The 16,321-nt window shown below is 72.4% G+C and carries 15 protein-coding genes; 7 read left to right on the top strand and 8 right to left on the bottom strand.

The window, feature by feature from the left end:
- Positions 1-52: 52 nt before the first annotated feature.
- Positions 53-682 carry a TetR/AcrR family transcriptional regulator gene (locus tag ACZ49B_RS22415; protein WP_468308585.1) on the top strand — a complete coding sequence of 210 codons (630 nt, stop codon included), beginning with the start codon at positions 53-55 and terminating at the stop codon, positions 680-682.
- A gap of 48 nt (positions 683-730) precedes the next feature.
- Here ACZ49B_RS22415 and ACZ49B_RS22410 read toward each other — a convergent pair whose 3' ends face one another.
- From ACZ49B_RS22410 to ACZ49B_RS22375, 8 genes are all read right to left on the bottom strand, one after another.
- Entirely contained in the window at positions 731-955 is a 225-nt protein-coding gene (locus tag ACZ49B_RS22410; RefSeq protein WP_468308584.1) for a hypothetical protein, read from the bottom strand.
- Between the two features lie 297 nt (positions 956-1,252).
- A complete protein-coding gene (locus ACZ49B_RS22405; protein WP_468308581.1) occupies positions 1,253-2,695 on the bottom strand; it encodes an aminobutyraldehyde dehydrogenase in 1,443 nt (480 codons plus the stop codon).
- On the bottom strand, positions 2,688-4,001 hold the full coding sequence (locus tag ACZ49B_RS22400; RefSeq protein ID WP_468308580.1) for a flavin monoamine oxidase family protein: 1,314 nt from the start codon (positions 3,999-4,001) through the stop codon (positions 2,688-2,690). The genes ACZ49B_RS22405 and ACZ49B_RS22400 overlap by 8 nt, the downstream gene beginning before the upstream one ends.
- A gap of 58 nt (positions 4,002-4,059) precedes the next feature.
- Positions 4,060-5,166 (bottom strand): ABC transporter ATP-binding protein, encoded by a 1,107-nt coding sequence (locus ACZ49B_RS22395; protein WP_468308577.1) that lies wholly within the window; start codon positions 5,164-5,166, stop codon positions 4,060-4,062.
- Between the two features lie 5 nt (positions 5,167-5,171).
- Positions 5,172-5,990, bottom strand: coding sequence for an ABC transporter permease (locus tag ACZ49B_RS22390; RefSeq protein WP_468308576.1), 819 nt, complete (start codon positions 5,988-5,990; stop codon positions 5,172-5,174).
- Positions 5,987-6,808, bottom strand: coding sequence for an ABC transporter permease (locus ACZ49B_RS22385; RefSeq protein ID WP_468308574.1), 822 nt, complete (start codon positions 6,806-6,808; stop codon positions 5,987-5,989). The genes ACZ49B_RS22390 and ACZ49B_RS22385 overlap by 4 nt, the downstream gene beginning before the upstream one ends.
- An 82-nt stretch (positions 6,809-6,890) precedes the next feature.
- The gene (locus ACZ49B_RS22380; protein ID WP_468308571.1) at positions 6,891-8,021 is read right to left on the bottom strand and encodes a polyamine ABC transporter substrate-binding protein; all 1,131 of its coding nucleotides are present in this window, start codon (positions 8,019-8,021) and stop codon (positions 6,891-6,893) included.
- Between the two features lie 155 nt (positions 8,022-8,176).
- On the bottom strand, positions 8,177-9,337 hold the full coding sequence (locus ACZ49B_RS22375; protein WP_468308569.1) for an aromatic ring-hydroxylating oxygenase subunit alpha: 1,161 nt from the start codon (positions 9,335-9,337) through the stop codon (positions 8,177-8,179).
- Positions 9,338-9,771: 434 nt separating this feature from the next.
- Between ACZ49B_RS22375 and ACZ49B_RS22370 the strand changes: the two genes are divergently transcribed.
- From ACZ49B_RS22370 to ACZ49B_RS22345, 6 genes are read left to right on the top strand one after another with little or no spacing between them, the layout of a single operon-like run.
- Positions 9,772-10,224: a hypothetical protein gene (locus ACZ49B_RS22370; RefSeq protein ID WP_468308567.1), complete on the top strand. Its 453-nt coding sequence runs from the start codon at positions 9,772-9,774 to the stop codon at positions 10,222-10,224.
- Positions 10,221-11,516 carry an NADH-ubiquinone oxidoreductase-F iron-sulfur binding region domain-containing protein gene (locus ACZ49B_RS22365; protein WP_468308565.1) on the top strand — a complete coding sequence of 432 codons (1,296 nt, stop codon included), beginning with the start codon at positions 10,221-10,223 and terminating at the stop codon, positions 11,514-11,516. Before ACZ49B_RS22370 ends, ACZ49B_RS22365 begins: the two co-directional genes overlap by 4 nt.
- Positions 11,513-11,704, top strand: a complete 192-nt coding sequence (locus tag ACZ49B_RS22360; RefSeq protein ID WP_266671040.1) for a ferredoxin — start codon at positions 11,513-11,515, stop codon at positions 11,702-11,704. Before ACZ49B_RS22365 ends, ACZ49B_RS22360 begins: the two co-directional genes overlap by 4 nt.
- Before the next feature lies 1 nt (position 11,705).
- Positions 11,706-13,781, top strand: coding sequence for an acetate--CoA ligase family protein (locus tag ACZ49B_RS22355; RefSeq protein WP_468308563.1), 2,076 nt, complete (start codon positions 11,706-11,708; stop codon positions 13,779-13,781).
- Between the two features lie 44 nt (positions 13,782-13,825).
- On the top strand, positions 13,826-14,998 hold the full coding sequence (locus ACZ49B_RS22350; protein ID WP_468308561.1) for an acyl-CoA dehydrogenase family protein: 1,173 nt from the start codon (positions 13,826-13,828) through the stop codon (positions 14,996-14,998).
- Between the two features lie 42 nt (positions 14,999-15,040).
- The gene (locus tag ACZ49B_RS22345; RefSeq protein ID WP_468308559.1) at positions 15,041-16,213 is read left to right on the top strand and encodes an acyl-CoA dehydrogenase family protein; all 1,173 of its coding nucleotides are present in this window, start codon (positions 15,041-15,043) and stop codon (positions 16,211-16,213) included.
- Positions 16,214-16,321 lie beyond the last annotated feature (108 nt).

The following is a 16,321-nucleotide window of genomic DNA, read 5'->3' as shown; positions in this document are numbered from 1 at the left end:
TCTACCAACACCTTGAGGCCAGTAGTAGACACATGTCAACTAAACTGGATCCATGTCTCCTCGCCAGCGACTCGCTCCCGCCGACCGCCGCGCCCAACTCCTCGCCGTCGGCGCACGGCTCTTCGCCGCCCGGCCGTACGCCGACGTACTGATGGAGGAGGTCGCCGAAGAGGCCGGGGTCTCGCGGGCCCTGCTCTACCGTCATTTCCCCAGCAAGCAAGCCCTCTTCGCAGCCGTCTACCAGCAGGCCGCGGACCAGCTGCTCGCCGCGACGCGGCTCGCCCCTGCCGACTCCCTCGTGGAACAGCTCGTCCAGGGGATGGACGTCCATCTCGACTACTTCGTGGCGAACCGCAACGCAGTCCTCGCCGCGAACCAGGCCCTCGCGGGCGACCCGGTGATCCAGACGATCATGGCGAACGAGCTCGACGCGCTACGGGCGCGGCTCCTGGCCGTGCTCCCCGTCGTGGACGAGAGCGCCCGCGAGGCCGTGTCCGGCGTACTGAAGAGCTGGCTGGTCTTCGTACAGATCCTCTGCGTCGACTGGCTCACCCACGAGACCTGCACCCGCAACCAGTTGCGCGATGTCTGCATCGGAGCGGTTCTCGGCGCCCTCCGGCCGCTCCTCGCCGAGGACCCCGCCCCCGACTGGCCCCCACAACGACCCGGCGGACTTGCCTAGGCTCCGCTGCCGGTGGGGGTGGGAACCAGCGGCCCACTTCGCAGGTCGCTACCCAGCGGCCACCACCGGGCCGGCCGTGACCTGAGGACGGTTGGGGAGCAGTGACGCGAGGTTGTCCCTCACGAAGTCCGCCGCCTGCTTGATCGACTCTTCGGCCCCGGATCGGTCTTCGAAGACGCTGGTGGAGACCATCACCCCGTCCCCGGCGTCCACCCAGTAGTACGCCACGAAACCGGGGACCCGGCGGAGCAGGGGCACGAATCCCTCGTCCACTCGGCGTCCTACCTCGGCAGAGTCAGTCACTCCCTCGTAACGCCGCATTACTGCGTACACAGCTGATCTCCTCATGGATCCCGAGGTCACCTTGCACGAACGACCTACCCCCACCGGGCGTCTCTCGCCCGGGGGACGTCCGGAAGTGACCCGGATAGGCGCACCGGTGATCCGAACCGGGCCCGGCGCCGGTGCCGGTGTCCATCGTGGTCGGGCCACACCGCGTGCGCGGGCCAGCCCTTGCCCGGCGGTCGGGGGCGGTAGGGCATCACCCGGACGGAGCTCACAGCATGCAGATCAGAGCATGACGTGCTTGGCCTGGGTGTAGTCGAGGAGGCCGGACAAGGAGAGGTCGGTGCCGTAGCCGGAGTGTTTGACCCCGCCGTGGGGCATCTCGGAGACGGTGGTGCCGTGGGTGTTCACCCAGACGATGCCCGTGTGCAGGATCCGGGTCGCGCGCATGGCGCGGTCGTGGTCCGAGGTCCAGACGCTGGCGGCGAGGCCGAAACGGACGTCGTTGGCCAAGCGCAGGGCCTCCGTCTCGTCGGTGAACGGCTGGACGGTCACGACGGGGCCGAAGGTCTCCTCCTGCACGATCTCGTCGTCCTGGCGCACTCCCGCCACGACGGTGGCCTCGACGAAGAAACCGGGTCGGGCGAGCCGCGCGCCGCCGGTGACGACCTCGGCGTGGGCCGGGAGGCGTTCGAGCTTCGCCCGTACCGAAGCGAGCTGGGCCGCGTTGTTGAGGGGTCCGAAGTCGGCGTCCTGCTCGCTCGGCGGGCCCGTGCGCAGTTTTCGCGCCGATGCCGCGAAGGCCGCGAGGAACGCGTCGTGCACCCGGTGGTGGACCAGGAGCCGGGTGGGCGCGGTGCAGTCCTGGCCGGCGTTGTAGTAGGCGACGGCGGCAAGGGCCGCGGCCGTCGCCTCGACGTCCACGTCGTCGTGGACGATGACGGGGGAGTTCCCGCCCAGCTCCAGGTGGACGCGTTTGAGGCCTGCCGCCGCGGCCGCCGCGATCTCCTGGCCCGCCCGCACACTGCCCGTGACCGCGATCAGGGCCACGTCGCGGTGGGCGGTGAGCGCCCGCCCGGTGTCGCGGTCGCCGCAGACGACGTTGAGGACGCCTGGTGGCAGGTGTGCGGAGGCGATCCGCGCGAGCAGCGCGGACGAGGACGGGGTGGTGTCGGCGGGCTTGAGCACGGTCGTGTTGCCGGCGGCGATCGCCGGGGCGATCTTCCACGCCGCCATCATCAGCGGGTAGTTCCACGGGGTGATCTGGGCGCAGACCCCGACCGGTTCGCGGCGCAGCAGGGAGGTGCGGCCCTGCGTGTACTCGGCCGCGGCCGCGCCCGGGAGGTTCCGGGCCGCTCCGGCGAAGTAGCGCACCGTGTCGACTATGGCGGGCAGCTCCTCGTCCCTGAACTGCCGCGCCGATTTGCCGGTGTCCGCGGTTTCAGCGGCCGTCAGGGCTTCCGCATGCGCCTCCATCGCGTCGGCGAGGGAGAGCAGGGCGCGCTGCCGGACGGCCGGGGTGGTCGTGGACCAGTGCTCGTACGCGGCGGCCGCCGCCGAGACGGCGGCGTCGGTGTCGGCCCCGCCGGAGCGCGGGGCACGGGCGTGCACCCGCCCGGTGGAGGGGTCGGTCAGTTCCATCGTCTCGCCGGACGCGGCCGGCCGGTCCACGCCGCCGATGTGGTTGAACAGCGTGTCGGTCAGGGTGTCGCCCACGGTGTCAGCCACGGCGCAGCACCTCCTCGGCGGTGTCGCGTCCGGTGCGCACGGCGCCCTCCATGTAGCCGGCCACCCACTGGTCGGATCCGCAGACGTAGAAGGGCGGTTCGTGGGTGCCGTGCCGGGGACCGACGGCCGTGACGTCGCCGGGGGCCCACTGGGTGACGTACCCCCGGGTCCACGGGTCGGTGCCCCACATGCGCAGGTACGTGGCGAGCGGGCGGTGCGCCTCGTCGCCGTAGAGGCGGGCGATCTCGCCGAGCAGTTCGGGTTCCCGCAGGTGGGCGGGTGTGCCCAGGAGTACGCCGAACCGTTCGGGCGGGACGAGGGCGGAGAGGATGCCCTCGCTCTGCGGCCAGGTGCTGCCGAGGACACCCTCGGATTCGGAGAGGCCGCTGAGGCCACGGTCGCGCCAGAACGGCCTGTCGTACGAGGCGGTGAACTTGGCGGCGAGGGCGTGCCGCTGGCGGTGCAGGGAGGCCAGGCGGCCGTCGCTGACACCGGTGACGGCGACCGAGCGGAGGGGGCCGACGGGGAGGGCGCTGACGACGGCTGCCGCGGTCAGGGTCTCTCCGCCGGCCAGGCGTACGCAGCAGCGGCCCGGCGACACCGAGACCGCCTCGGCCGCGGAGCCGGTCCGTATCCGCCCGTCGAGGGCGTCGGCCATGCGCAGGGCCACGGTCGCCGAGCCCTCGGCCACCCGCAGGCCCTCCCACGCTTCGTACTCGTAGTGGCCGACGCCGGGGACGGCAGCGTGTTTGCGCAAGGAAGCCAGCAGGGAGGTGCGTTCGCAGGAGCCGTCGGCGAGCGCGAGCTGTCCGATCTCCCAGAGACGTACGACGGCCGGGGTCGCGCCCTCGGTGCGCAGCCAGTCGCCGACGGACTGCCGGTCCAGGGCGGTGGCGCCGGGATGGGACCACGGGTCGTCCGGGTCGACGGTGCGGGCGAGCGCGGCGAAGGCGGCGGTGACCTTCTGGTGGCAGGCGTCGTCACCGGGCCCGAACCAGTGGGGAGGTTCGGCGGCGGAGACTCCTTCGGGGGTGGCGCGGACGAGGGCGCCGGGCTCGGCGACGTAGCTGGGGACCAGGGTGAGGCCCAGTTCGGCGACGAGGTCCGTGTAGGCGGTGTGGGACCGGCCGACCACTTCTCCGCCGAGTTGGACGAGGCGGCCGTCGGGGAGGCGGGTCTGCTCGACGCGTCCGCCGACCCGGTCGCGGGCCTCGACGACGAGGACGTCGGCGCCGCCCTCGGTCAGGTCGCGTGCGGCGGCGAGGCCTGCGAGGCCCGCGCCGAGCACGATGACGTCGTGTTTCATGGGGTGTTCCTTCGCTGGGTGCGGGAAGGCGGCCGGGGCGGCGGCCCGGAGGGGTCGGTCAGCCGAGGACCAGGCAGTGTTCGGGCTTCCAGCCGATCTCGACGCGCTCGCCGCCGCTCCAGCGGTCCTCCATGCGGGAGCGGACGGTGTTCTGCTCCAGCACGGACACCGTCACGCCCGGCGCCAGTTCGATGAGGTAGGTGGTGGTCGCACCGCAGTAGACGGTCTCCCGCACGACGCCGCCCACCCGGGCCATGCCCGGTTCGAAGTCGGAGAGCCAGATCTTCTCGGGCCGGATCGAGAGGCTGACCCTGGTGCCGTCGGAGACTGCGGACCGGAGGCCGACGGGCAGCGCGGGGCCCTGGTCCAGGACGACCTCGCCGGAGCGGTAGGTCCCGGGGACGAGGTTGGAGGTGCCCATGAAGGAGGCCGTGAAGGTGCTGGTGGGGCGCTCGTACACGTCCTCCGGCGTGCCGCACTGCTCGATGCGGCCCTCGTTCATGACCGCGATGCGGTCCGACATCGTCAGCGCCTCGTCCTGGTCGTGGGTGACGAAGACGAAGGTGATGCCGATCTCGCGCTGGATCTGCTTGAGCTCGACCTGCATCTGGCGGCGCAGTTTCAGGTCGAGGGCGGCCAGCGGCTCGTCCAGCAGCAGCACTTGGGGGCGGTTGACCAGGGCGCGGGCGAGGGCCACGCGCTGGCGCTGGCCGCCGGAGAGCGTGGGCGGCTTGCGGGCGGCCAGGTGCCCGAGCTGTACGAGGTCGAGCATGCCGGCGACCCGCTCGCGGATCTCGGCGCGGGCCACGCCCTTGCGTTTGAGGCCGAAGGCCACGTTGTCCGCGAGGGAGAGGTGGTCGAAGAGGGCGTAGCTCTGGAAGACGGTGTTGACGTTGCGCTTGTCGGGCGGCAGCCCGGTGACGTCTTCGCCGTCCAGCAGGACGCTGCCCTCCGTGGGATCGGCGAAACCGCCGATCATCCGCAGCAGGGTGGTCTTTCCACAGCCGGAGGGGCCCAGGAGGGAGAAGAACTCGCCGGGGGCGATGTCGAGGGTGACGTCGCGGACGGCGTACGCGTCGGCGGCGCCGGCGTACCGCTTGCCGACCTGGTCGAGCCGGACCGCGGGGTGCGGGCGCGGGTGCGGGGGACGGGGAGGGTGCTGCATGGGGGTCACTTCCCGGAGAGCAGATCGAGGCCGCCGCGGCGGCCGAACAGGCGCGGGATGGCGAGGGCGAGGACGATGAGCGCCACGGAGCCGAGGAGCATCAGGGTGCCGACGGCGTTGATGGTGGGCTGGACGCCGAACCTGATCGCCGAGTAGATGCGTACGGACAGCGGCTGCGGATCGACGCCGGTGGTGAAGTAGGCGAGGACGAAGTCGTCGAAGACGAGGGCGAAGATCAGGACGGCCGAGGCCAGGATGCTGGGGAGCAGCGCGGGCAGCGTCACCAGGCGCAATGCCTGTCGGCGGGTGGCGCCGAGGTCCATCGCCGCCTCTTCCACCTCGGGGTTCAGGGCGGCGATGCGGGAGCGCAGGATGACCGTCACGTACGAGATGGAGAAGGTGATCTCGGCGAGCATCACGGTTCCGGTGGACAGCGTGATGCCCGTGCCCTTGAACAGGAGCATCGCCGCGACGCCGGTGACGATCTCCGGGGTGATCAGCGGGACGAGCATGACCAGGCCGGCGAAGGAGCCGAGCCGGCTGCGTGCGCGTACCAGTCCGAGCGCGAGGGCAACGCCGAGGACCAGTGAGCCGGCCATGGCGACCAGGGAGACCTGCAGGCTCATGCCGAGCGAGTCGAGCAGTACGTCGTCGTGGAAGAAGGCCTCGTACCAGCGCAGGCTCAGTCCCTCGAACACGGTCAGGGACTTCTGCGCGTTGAAGGAGAACAGGACGACGACGCCCACGGGGAGGTAGAGGAGCGCGAAGAAGAGCACGGTGACCGCGATCGCGAAGCGGGGCCGTCGCTCGGCGCGTCGTGTCATCGGGCCGCCTCCGCCTCGTCCTTGCGGGCGCGCCGCAGGTAGCCGAGCATCCCGAGGAACAGGACCGCCATCAGCAGCATGGTCAGGGCCGAGCCGAGCGGCCAGTTCTGGCCCTGGAAGAACTTGTCCTGGATCAGGTTGCCGATCATGATCTGGTCGGGTCCTCCCATGAGCTGGGCGCTGACGAAGTCGCCCATGGCGGGCAGGAAGACGAGGACGCAGCCGGCGGCGGCGCCCTGCCGGGTGGCGGGCACGGTGACGAAGAAGAAGGTCCTCAAGGGACCGCCGTAGAGGTCGCGTCCGGCTTCGATGAGCGAGGTGTCCATGCGTTCCAGGGCCGCGTACAACGGGATGATCATGAACACGATGAAGCCGTAGACGAGTCCGGCGATGACGCCCGCGCCGGTCTGGAGGATCTTGGTGTCGTCGTCGGCGATGCCGACCGCCCGCAGGGCCCGCAGCAGCGGTCCGTCGTCGGAGAGGACGACGGACCAGCCGTACATCCGTACCAGGTAGTTGGCGAAGAAGGGGACGACGATGGCGGCGATCAGCGCGTTCTTGAAGCGCCCGCCGTGCAGCGCGATGGTGTAGGCGACCGGATAGGCCACGGCCAGGCAGATGGCGCAGGTGACGAGCGCGTAGCCGAGGGAGCGCAGCAGGACGGTGCTGTACGCCGGGTCGGCCAACGTGGCGATGTTGTCGAAGTTGAGTCCGAAGCGCGGGTTTCCCAGCGGGTCGGTGGTGCCGAACGCGAGGGTGGCCACCAGGACGAGGGAGGCGAGCAGGAAGCCGGTCATCCACAGGGTGCCGGGGAGCATGAGCCAGGTCCACAGGCGCGCTCCCGAGGCGGACGGCCCCCGGTCCGGAGAGGTCGCCCCGGATGGTTTGCGTCGTGTCATGTCAGCCGGCCTTCACGTCGGTCCAGGCGGCGTCACGGGCGCGCTCGCCCGTCGCGGTGCTGTTGCGGAAGAAGAGGTCGGCCCCCAGGTCGTCGGCGGTCACCAGGCACTGGGGGAACGGCTCCACGAGCGCGGCGTAGGTGTCCTCGGTGCCGTGCACCGGCATCGGGTAGCCGATGTACTCGATGTTCTTCTTCACGTTCTCCGGGCGGAGCATGTAGTCGATGAAGAGCATCGCCGTGCCGGGATGCTGGGCGTTGGCGGGTATGGCGTAGCAGTCGGAGTTGACGGGGGCGCCCTCCCGGGCGACCTCGAAGCCGAAGACCGAGGGGTCCTCGGCCTGGGCGAGCATCGCGGCCATGTCCCCGCTCCAGGCCTGCGTCATGTCGGCGTTGCCGTTGAGCAGGTTGTTGTAGCTGTCGCTGGAGAAGCCGCGCAGCCGGGGGCGGAGCGAGCGCAGGGTGTCGGTGACGCGGTCGAGCTCGGCCGGGTCGCCGGTGGAGAGGCTGAGTCCGAGCTTGAGCGCGCCCATGCCGAGCACCTCGTCGCGGTCGTCGAGTACGAAGACCTTGCCCTTGGCCTGCTCGTTCCACAGGTCGCTCCAGGAGCCGGTGAGGTCCCCGAGGCGGTCGCGGCGCCATCCGATGCCGGTCTTGTACATGGTGAAGGGGACGGTGTGCGCGGAGCCGGGGTCGTACCAGGGGTCGGCGAAGTAGCCGTAACCGCCGAACACCGCCTCGGCGTTCTTCAGCCTGCTGTGGTCGATCGTGCGCAGCCTGCCGCCCGCGGCGAGGCGCTGCGACCACTTCGCCGTGGGGAAGATGATGTCGTAGCGGTTGCCGGCGTTGAGTTTGGCGGCCATGCCCTCCATGGAGTCGAAGTTGGACTGGATGACCTTGACCCCGTACTCCTTCTGGAAGCCTTCGAAGACGGCCGGGTCGACGAAGTCGGCCCAGTTGAAGTAGACGAGGTCGCCGTCGACCTTGACGTCGATCGGGGCGTGCGCGGCCGCTGCTCCGGCCGGGTCGTCGTCGGACGCGAACCCGCAGCCGGCCGCCGTGAGGGCGAGGGCCGCGGTGGTGCCTGCGCGGAGGAAGGAGCGTCTGGTCAGGGGAAGTGCCTCGGGGGACATCGGGGTCCTCTCCGTAGGGGCCCGCTGCCGTGGGGGACGGCGGGAAGGGAACAGCGGCGGGGGGCGGTCGTCCGGTGGGCGCGGCGGTGCGGGGGCGCGGTGGTCCCGTCGTGCCGTGGTTGCCCGCGCGGACGGCGCGCTTCAGCGGGTGCGGCTCACAGGTCGGCGGCGTCGAGGTCGGCCCGGATGCGGCCGGCGAACCAGCCGACCGCCGACTCGCGGCGCGACAGGGGTCCGGGCTCGAACCCGGGGGTGGAGAGCCCCTTCTGGACGCGGGCGACCAGCTCGGCGTCCTCGTCGTTGGTGATCCAGCCGATGTGGATGTTCAGGCGCCGGGCCAGCCGGGTGCGCAGGCTCGTGCCACGGCGGGTGTAGAACGCGCCGGGTACGGCCACCCGGTCCACCGCCGTCGGGATCGCGGTCCACGCGAGGACGTGGTCGGGGTAGAAGTCGATGAGGGTGTTCGGGTAGATCACCGCGTACCGCCAGACCCTGCGGTCGGCCTCGGAGAGGCCCGGCATCGGGGCGGCGATGCGCTGGTAGAGGCGTTCGGGCCAGTTGGAGGAGGGCTTGTCCCGCAACGGCGAGGTGAACAGGGCGTAGGACTCCTCGATGTCGCAGGTGTAGCCCTGGTAGTCGAGCAGCCGCATCAGCCCCGGGTGGGCCACCGGGACGTGGTAGCCCTCCAGGTAGTTGTCGACCGCCACCTTCCAGTTGGCTTCCTGCACCTCGGCGCCCGCCAGGTCGTGGATACGGGCGCGGCCGACCGGTACCAGATCGGCTCCGGCGTAGTGGCCGACCGCCTCGGCGAGCCCCGCGCAACTCTTCGCCAGCGGTACGGCGTCGGGGTCGAGGTTGACGAAGACGAAGCCGAGGAAGGACTCGACGCCGGCCGGGAACAGGCCGAGGTTCGGCTTGTCGAGGCAGGGGATCTGCCGTGCCTCCGGGGCGCCGACCAGGCTTCCGTCGAGCCGGTAGGTCCAGCCGTGGTACGGGCAGCGGATCGCCTTGCCGGCCGGTTCCGGGGCGGTCACCAGGCGTGTTCCGCGGTGGCGGCAGACGTTGAGGTGGGCGGCCAGGCCGCCGTCCTCGGTGCGGACGACCAGTACCTCGCGGTCCGCGACCGTGGCGGCGAGCCGGGCTCCGGGCTCCGGGAGGTCGGACTCGTGGCAGACGAGCTGCCAGGACTTGCCGAAGACGTGCCGCATCTCCGCGGCGCCCGTCTCGGGATCGGTGTAGTAGCGGGCTGACAGGGCGGGCCCGGGGGAGTCCTGGCCGGGCGGGCCGGTCGGTGTTTCGGCGGCTCTGTGCTGCATCGGGTGACTCCTTGCCGTACGTGCGGCGATCGGTGTCGGCGATCGGTGTGAGCGATCGTGTCGAAGCGTCCCAGCTGCGGGCAGGTGGAGGTACGGCGGACGCCGCGACCTCGCTGACCGATTGGACAGCCAGACTGCTGGCTCATTTCCGCCGGGTCAAGACTTGTGGGCTGACCGATCGGTCAGCTAGCGTGATTGCTATCGCTGACCGATCGGTCAGTCAACGATTCACCCGTCGCTGCTCCGGCGCCACCGCGCCTCCGCCCTGTTCCCCGCACCGGAAGCAGCCCTGCGCCCCGGCATCCGCCCGGCCCCGCACCCCCCGTTCCGCCGCACGACTCGGCGTCCCCCTCGGCGAGCCCCGGGCTTCCCCTCACGCCCTGGCCCCGCCGGCGCCGGCCCGTCCCGGCACCCCACCCCTCCCGGAGGCACGTATGAGCGGACGTCGGCGTCTGGACTGGCTCGGCCTCACCCCCGAACCGGAGCGGGAACTGCCCGCGGCGGTCGCCGCCCTGCGCGCCCCCTCGCCGGCCTCGCCTGCGCCATCACCCCCGACGCAGGCTCCGGCACAGGCCGCGGAACCGGCGGCCGCGGAACTGGCAGCCGCCGAGCGCCGGCGCGTGGAGCGCCTGGTCCTGCGGGGCAGCCGGCACGGCTGGCTCCGCTACCTGGCCGAGGTCACCGAGCTGGTGACCTCCGTGGCCGAGGGCTCACGACCGGGCGACCGGGCGGCCGCCCTGCTCGCAGCGGAGGTGGTCCTCGACCACCACCGCATGCTCATCGGCCTCCCGGGCACCGGGTACGGCCGCACCGCCGAGGACCGTAACGCGCTCGAGAGGGCCGTACGCACCCTGCAGACCCCCACCCGGACAGGAGGCAGCCGATGACCGCGATCCGACTCCCGACGGCGCAGCCGCCGGACTCCGCACTCGGAGCGCGACCCGACGTGACGGAGAGCGCCGGGGCGTACCGCGCCACCGGCGGTTACCGGAGCGCCACCCGCCCCGACGAACTGCTGCACCACCTCGACGCCTCCGGCCTGCGCGGCCGCGGCGGGGCCGGATTCCCGGTCGCCGTCAAACTGCGCGCCGTCCGCGGGGGCGGCGGCGCCCCGGTCGTGGTCGCCAACGGAGAGGAGGGCGAACCGGGTTCGGTCAAGGACCGCTGGCTGCTCCGGGCCCGGCCCCACCTGGTGCTCGACGGCCTCGCCCGCGCCGCCGCGATGACCGGGGCCGCACGCGGCTACGTCTACCTCTCCGACCCGGAAGCGGGGGCCTGCGTACGCCGGGCCCTCGCCGAGCACCCGCCGCCCCTGCCGATCGAGGTCGTCGAGACCGACCGCACCTACGTGGCCGGCGAGGAGTCCGCGGTCGTCCGCAGGATCGACGGCGGCCCGGCCCTGCCCACCGCCAAGCCGCCCCGCCCCTTCGAGCGCGGCGTCGGCGGCGCGCCCACGCTGGTCTCCAACGTCGAGACGCTCGCCCGCATCGCCCTGACCGCCGCCCGGCCCGGACAGCGGCAGCGGATCGCCCGCTCCACCCTGGTGACGCTGTCCGGCGGGAGCGGCACCCCGCTGCTCACCGAAATCCCCTACGGCGTCCCCCTGCGCACCCTGGCAGCCGCCCACGGCACCCCGGATGCCGCCGGGGCCCTGATGGGCGGGCTGTTCGGGGGACTCGTCGACGCCCGGGGCCTGGACCTCCCCCTCGAGCCCGGCGCGCTCGCCGCCGCGGGCACCGCGCTGGGCTGCGGAGCGATCCGCTTCCTCGCCGCCGGCACCTGCCCGGTGACCGCCGCCACCGAAGCCGTCGGCCACCTCGCGGCCGAGAGCGCCCGGCAGTGCGGCGTCTGCGTCACGGGCACCGCGGCCGTGCACGGCGCCCTGAGGGCGCTCGCCGCGGGCACCGCCGGGCCCGACACCCTCGCGAACCTGACCCGCTGGTCACAGGGGCTGCCCGGACGCGGCGCATGCGGCCTCCTCGACGCCGCTGCGGGCGTCGCGGGCAGCCTCCTGCGCACCTTCCGCCGCACCCTCCCCTCCCACCTCGGCGCGGCCTGCCCCGCCTGCGCCGCCGACCTGCCCGCGGGCGGCCCCGGACGCCTCGCCGTCGCCGTACCGGAGGTCTCCGACGCGCCCTCCGCCCGCATCCCGCTGCCCGCGCTGAAAGGAACGCCGTGAAACTCCTGCTGGACTCCACCCGCTGCCAGGGCTACGGACTGTGCCAGGAACACGCCCCCGAGCTCGTCGAGCTCGACGAGTGGGGCTACGCGAAGCTCATCGCCCTCGCCGTCGAGCCCGCCGCGGAGGCCGCCGCACGCGCCTGCGCCGAAAGCTGCCCCAACGCCGCCCTCCGAGTGGAGAAGTGACATGGGACGCGACCTGACCGCACTGTTCGACCCCGGTTCCGTCGCCGTCGTCGGCGCCAGCGACGACCCGGCGAAGTACGGCCACGCCGTGGCGTCCCAGGCCCTGCGGGCCCCCGACCGCAGGCCCGTACACCTGGTGAACCGGCGCGGCGGCACCGTCCTCGGCCGGACCGCGGCGCCCTCCCTCGCCGCGATCGGCGAACCCGTCGAACTCGTGGTGATCTCCGTCCCCGGCGCCGGCTTCGAGGCCGCCGTCGACGACGCCCTGGCCTGCGGCGCTAAGGCCATCGTCGGCATCACCGCGGGCTTCGCGGAGGCGGGTCCCGCGGGACTGGCCCGGCAGCGGGCGGTCGCCGCCCGCGTCCAGGCCGCCGGAGCCGTGCTCGTCGGCCCCAACTGCCTGGGCATCGCCGACAACACGACCGAGCTGTACCTCGCCTCCGACCGCTTCGCTCCGGGCGGCGTGGCCCTGCTGAGCCAGAGCGGCAACCTCGCCCTCGAACTCCAACTCCGCGGCGCCCCGCACGGTCTGGGCTTCTCCCGGTTCGTCTCCCTCGGTAACCAGGCCGACGTCACCCTCGTCGACCTCGTCGAGGACTGCGCCCGCCACGAGGCCACCTCGGCGATCGCCGTGTACGCCGAGGACTTCGGCGACGGCAGGGCCTTCGCGCAGGCCGCCGCGGCGGCAGGCAAGCCGGTCGTCCTGCTCACGGCGGGCCGGGGCACCGCCTCCGCGCGCAGCGCCCAGTCCCACACCGGGGCGCTCACCACCTCGGCCGACGTGGTGGCCGCCGCCTGCCGCGACGCCGGGGTGGAACTCGTGCACACACCGCGGGAGATGACGGTCGTCCTCGCCGCCCTCGCCGCCGGGCCGGGGACGCGTACGCAGGGTCGCCGGACCGCGGTCTTCACCGACGGCGGCGGCCACGGCGCCATCGCGGCCGACGCCGCCGAGGACGCAGGGCTCGACGTACCGGAACTCGGCGCGCGGGCGCAGGAGCGCCTGCGGTCCGTTCTCTGGGAGCAGTCCGCGGTCGGCAACCCGGTCGACCTGGCCGGAATGGGCGAGCAGTACCCCCTCTCGTACGCCGACACGGTCGGGGAGCTGCTCGCCGCCGAGGAGGTCGACGCCGTCCTGATGACCGGCTATTTCGGCGGGTACGCGGCTTCCGACGGCGGCCTGGGCGGCGGTTCGGCCGGTGGCTCCGTACTCGCGGAGGGCGAGCAGCGGGCCGCCCGGGAGATCGTCACCCACCTCGGGGCCACGCCGAAGCCCCTGGTCGTGCAGTCGATGTACCCGCAGTCACCGAGCTGCCGGGTCCTGGCCGGGGCCGGGGTACCGGTGTTCGCCGCGACCGAGGACGCGGCCCGTGCGCTGGCGGCGATGACCGCCCAGGGGGCCGGGGGCACGCCCGGGCTCCCCGCGCTGCCGACGCCCGCCGCGCCGCTGCGGGACACCGGCTACCACGGGGTACGGGCACTGCTCGACTCCGCGGGCGTGCCGTTCCCGCCCGCCCGCGAGATCACCGACGAGGCCGGACTGCTGGCCGCGGCAGCGGAGTTCGAAGGCCCGTACGTCCTCAAGGCCCTGCACCTCCTGCACAAGTCCGACGCGGGCGGTGTCGCGCTGCGCCTGGCCGACCCGGACGCGCTCCTGGCCGCCTACCGGGACATGCACGCCCGGCTCGGCGCGCCCTCGTACTCCGTCGAGGCGATGGCCGACCTGACGGACGGCATCGAGCTGATCGTGGGCGTGAACCGCGATCCGCGGTTCGGTCCGGTGGCCCTGGTCGGGCTCGGCGGGGTCCTCACCGAGACCCTGCGCGACGTCGCCTTCGCGCTCGCGCCCGTACCGGCCCGGCGGGCCGAGGAACTGCTCCGCGGCCTGCGGACCGCCGCCCTGCTGGCGGGCGTACGCGGCCGGCCGGCCGTGGACGTGGCCGCGGCGGCCGCCGTGATCGAACGCATCACCACGGTCGCCGCCGCGCATCCGGAGATCGCCGAGCTGGAGGTCAACCCGCTGCTGGTACGCCCGGACGGGGCCATCGCCCTGGACGCGCGGGCCGTACTGCTCTGAGCCCCCCGTACTCCCTCTCACCCCTTCGCGTCCCGGAGAACACCATGGACTTCCGCTACACACCCGAGCAGGCCGACCTCAAGGCCCGCGCCGCCGCCTACTCGCGGCTCCTGATGAGGTACGAGGACCAGTCCGAGGAGGCCGGCGGGCCGCTGCCCTCCGACACCGTCCGCGAGCTGACCCGCGCCGCTATCGAGGCGGGCGTCTACGCCATCAACATGCCCGCCGAATGGGGCGGGGCCGGGCTCTCCCTGCTGGACCAGGTCATCGTCGAGGAGGAGTTCGGCAAGGTCACCAACTGCCTGTGGGACATCCCCTGGCGACCCGCGAACGTCCTGGCCTACGGGACCGAGGCGCAGCGGGAGAAGTATCTGCTCCCCGTCATCAGGGGCGAGCGGTTCGACGCGTTCGCCGTGACCGAGCCCGGCGCGGGCTCCGACCCGGGCTCGTGCACCAGTACGGCGACCCGTACCGACGGCGGTTGGCTGCTGAACGGCGAGAAATGGTTCGTGACCTGCGGCGACATCGCCGACTTCCTGCTCGTGCAGGCCGACGCCGGCCCGGAGCGGGCCGCGACCCTGTTCTTCGTGGACAAGCAGGCAGCGGGAGTCGAGATGACCCGCGTCCCCCGCTTCATGCACTCCGCCGTGAACGGGCACCCCGAGTTCACCTTCACCGACGTGTTCGTCCCCGACGAGGACGTGCTCGGCGGCGTCGGCAACGGCTACGAGCTGACCAAGGAGTGGTTCACCGACGAGCGGCTGATGATCGCCGCCCGGACCGTCGGCGCCGCCGAACGGGCCCTGGAGCTAGCCCGCAACTGGGCGGTGGCACGCCGCCAGTTCGGCTCGCCCATCGCCGACTTCCAGCTGATCCAGGGCATGCTCGCCGACTGCGCCGTGGACATCGCCGTCAACCGGGCCTACACCCACCAGGTCGCCTGGGAGGCCGACCAGCCGCACACCGACCGCAAGACCCTGCACGCCAAGGCGTCCACGGCGAAGCTGGCGGCGAGCGAGGCCGCCGGGCGGGTCATCGACCGCTGCGTGCAGATCTTCGGCGGCCGCGGCTACGACCGTTCGTACCCCGTCGAGCGCATGTACCGCGAACTGCGCGTCGACCGGATCTGGGAGGGCACCTCCGAGATCCAGCGCCTGATCATCGCCAACGAGCTCGTCAAGCGCGGCACCCGGGCCCTCGCGCTGCCCGGCGCCTGAGCCCCGTACCGCACCGCCATGCAACGATCGAAGAGGAGTGACATGGACTTCCGCCTCACCGCCCGTCAGGAAGAGCTCAAGGGCTCGGCGCGCGCGCTCACCGACTTCATCATGAAGTACGAAGTCGACTGCGAGGAGAACAACGGCCTGCCCCCGCACGCCCACACCGAGATCCGCGACGCCGTCCTCGACAGCGGCCTGCAGGCCGTCAACATGCCGGCGGAATGGGGCGGGGCCGGGCTCACCATCCTGGAACAGGTCACCGTCCAGGCGGAGCTCGGACGACTGACCGGCGCACTGTGGGACATGGTGTGGCGCCCGGCCAACGCCCTGTCCTTCTGCACGCCCGAGCAGCGGGAGCGCTACCTCGTCCCCGTCATCCGGGGGCAGCGGCGCGACTGCTACGCGGTGAGCGAGCCCGAGGCGGGCTCGGACCCGCAGAGCCTGCGGACCACGGCGACGCGGAGCGACGGCGGTTGGGTACTGAACGGCGAGAAGTGGTTCGTCACCGTCGGCGACCACGCGGACTTCATGATCGTGCTGGCCGCCGCAGGGGAAGAGGGCGCCCCGACCCTGTTCCTCGTGGACAAGGAGACCCCGGGCATCGAGATGACCCGGGTGCCGCGCTGGATGCACACCTTCGTCTACGAGCACCCCGAGTTCACCTTCACCGACGTGCGCGTGCCCGAGGACGCCGTGCTGGGGGAGGTGGGCAACGGCTACGACATCACGCGCTCCTGGTTCACCGAGGAACGGCTGATGATCGCCGCCCGGACGATCGGCGCCGCCGAACGGGCCCTGGAGCTCGCCCGGGACTGGGCGGTGGAGCGCCGCCAGTTCGGCTCGCCCATCGCCGATTTCCAGCTGATCCAGGGCATGCTCGCCGACTGCGCCGTGGACATCGCCGTCAACCGGGCCTACACCCACCAGGTCGCCTGGGAGGTCGACGAGGGCCGGATCGACCGCAAGACGCTGCACGCCAAGGCGGCCATCGCCAAGCTGGCGGCGAGCGAGGCCTCCGGCCGCGTCGTCGACCGCTGCCTGCAGATCTTCGGCGGCCGCGGCTACGACCGCTCGTACCCCGTCGAGCGGCTCTACCGCGAACTGCGCGTCGACCGCATCTGGGAGGGCACCTCCGAGATCCAGCGCCTGATCATCGCGGGTGAACTCGTCAAGCGCGGCACGGGCGTGCTGCACATGCCCTCCTCCGTGTGACCGTACTGGGGTGTGGGGACCCGTGTTGGGGGAGGCGAAACCCCCCGTGAAGGCCCAAACCCTCCCATGGGTGGAGAAAAACAAGGAGAGGTGTGGAAGAGTGGGAGA

Source organism: Streptomyces sp. NPDC031132, from assembly GCF_055570595.1.
The sequence above is the reverse complement of the archived record's forward strand: the minus strand, read 5'-3'. Positions and strand labels throughout refer to the sequence as shown.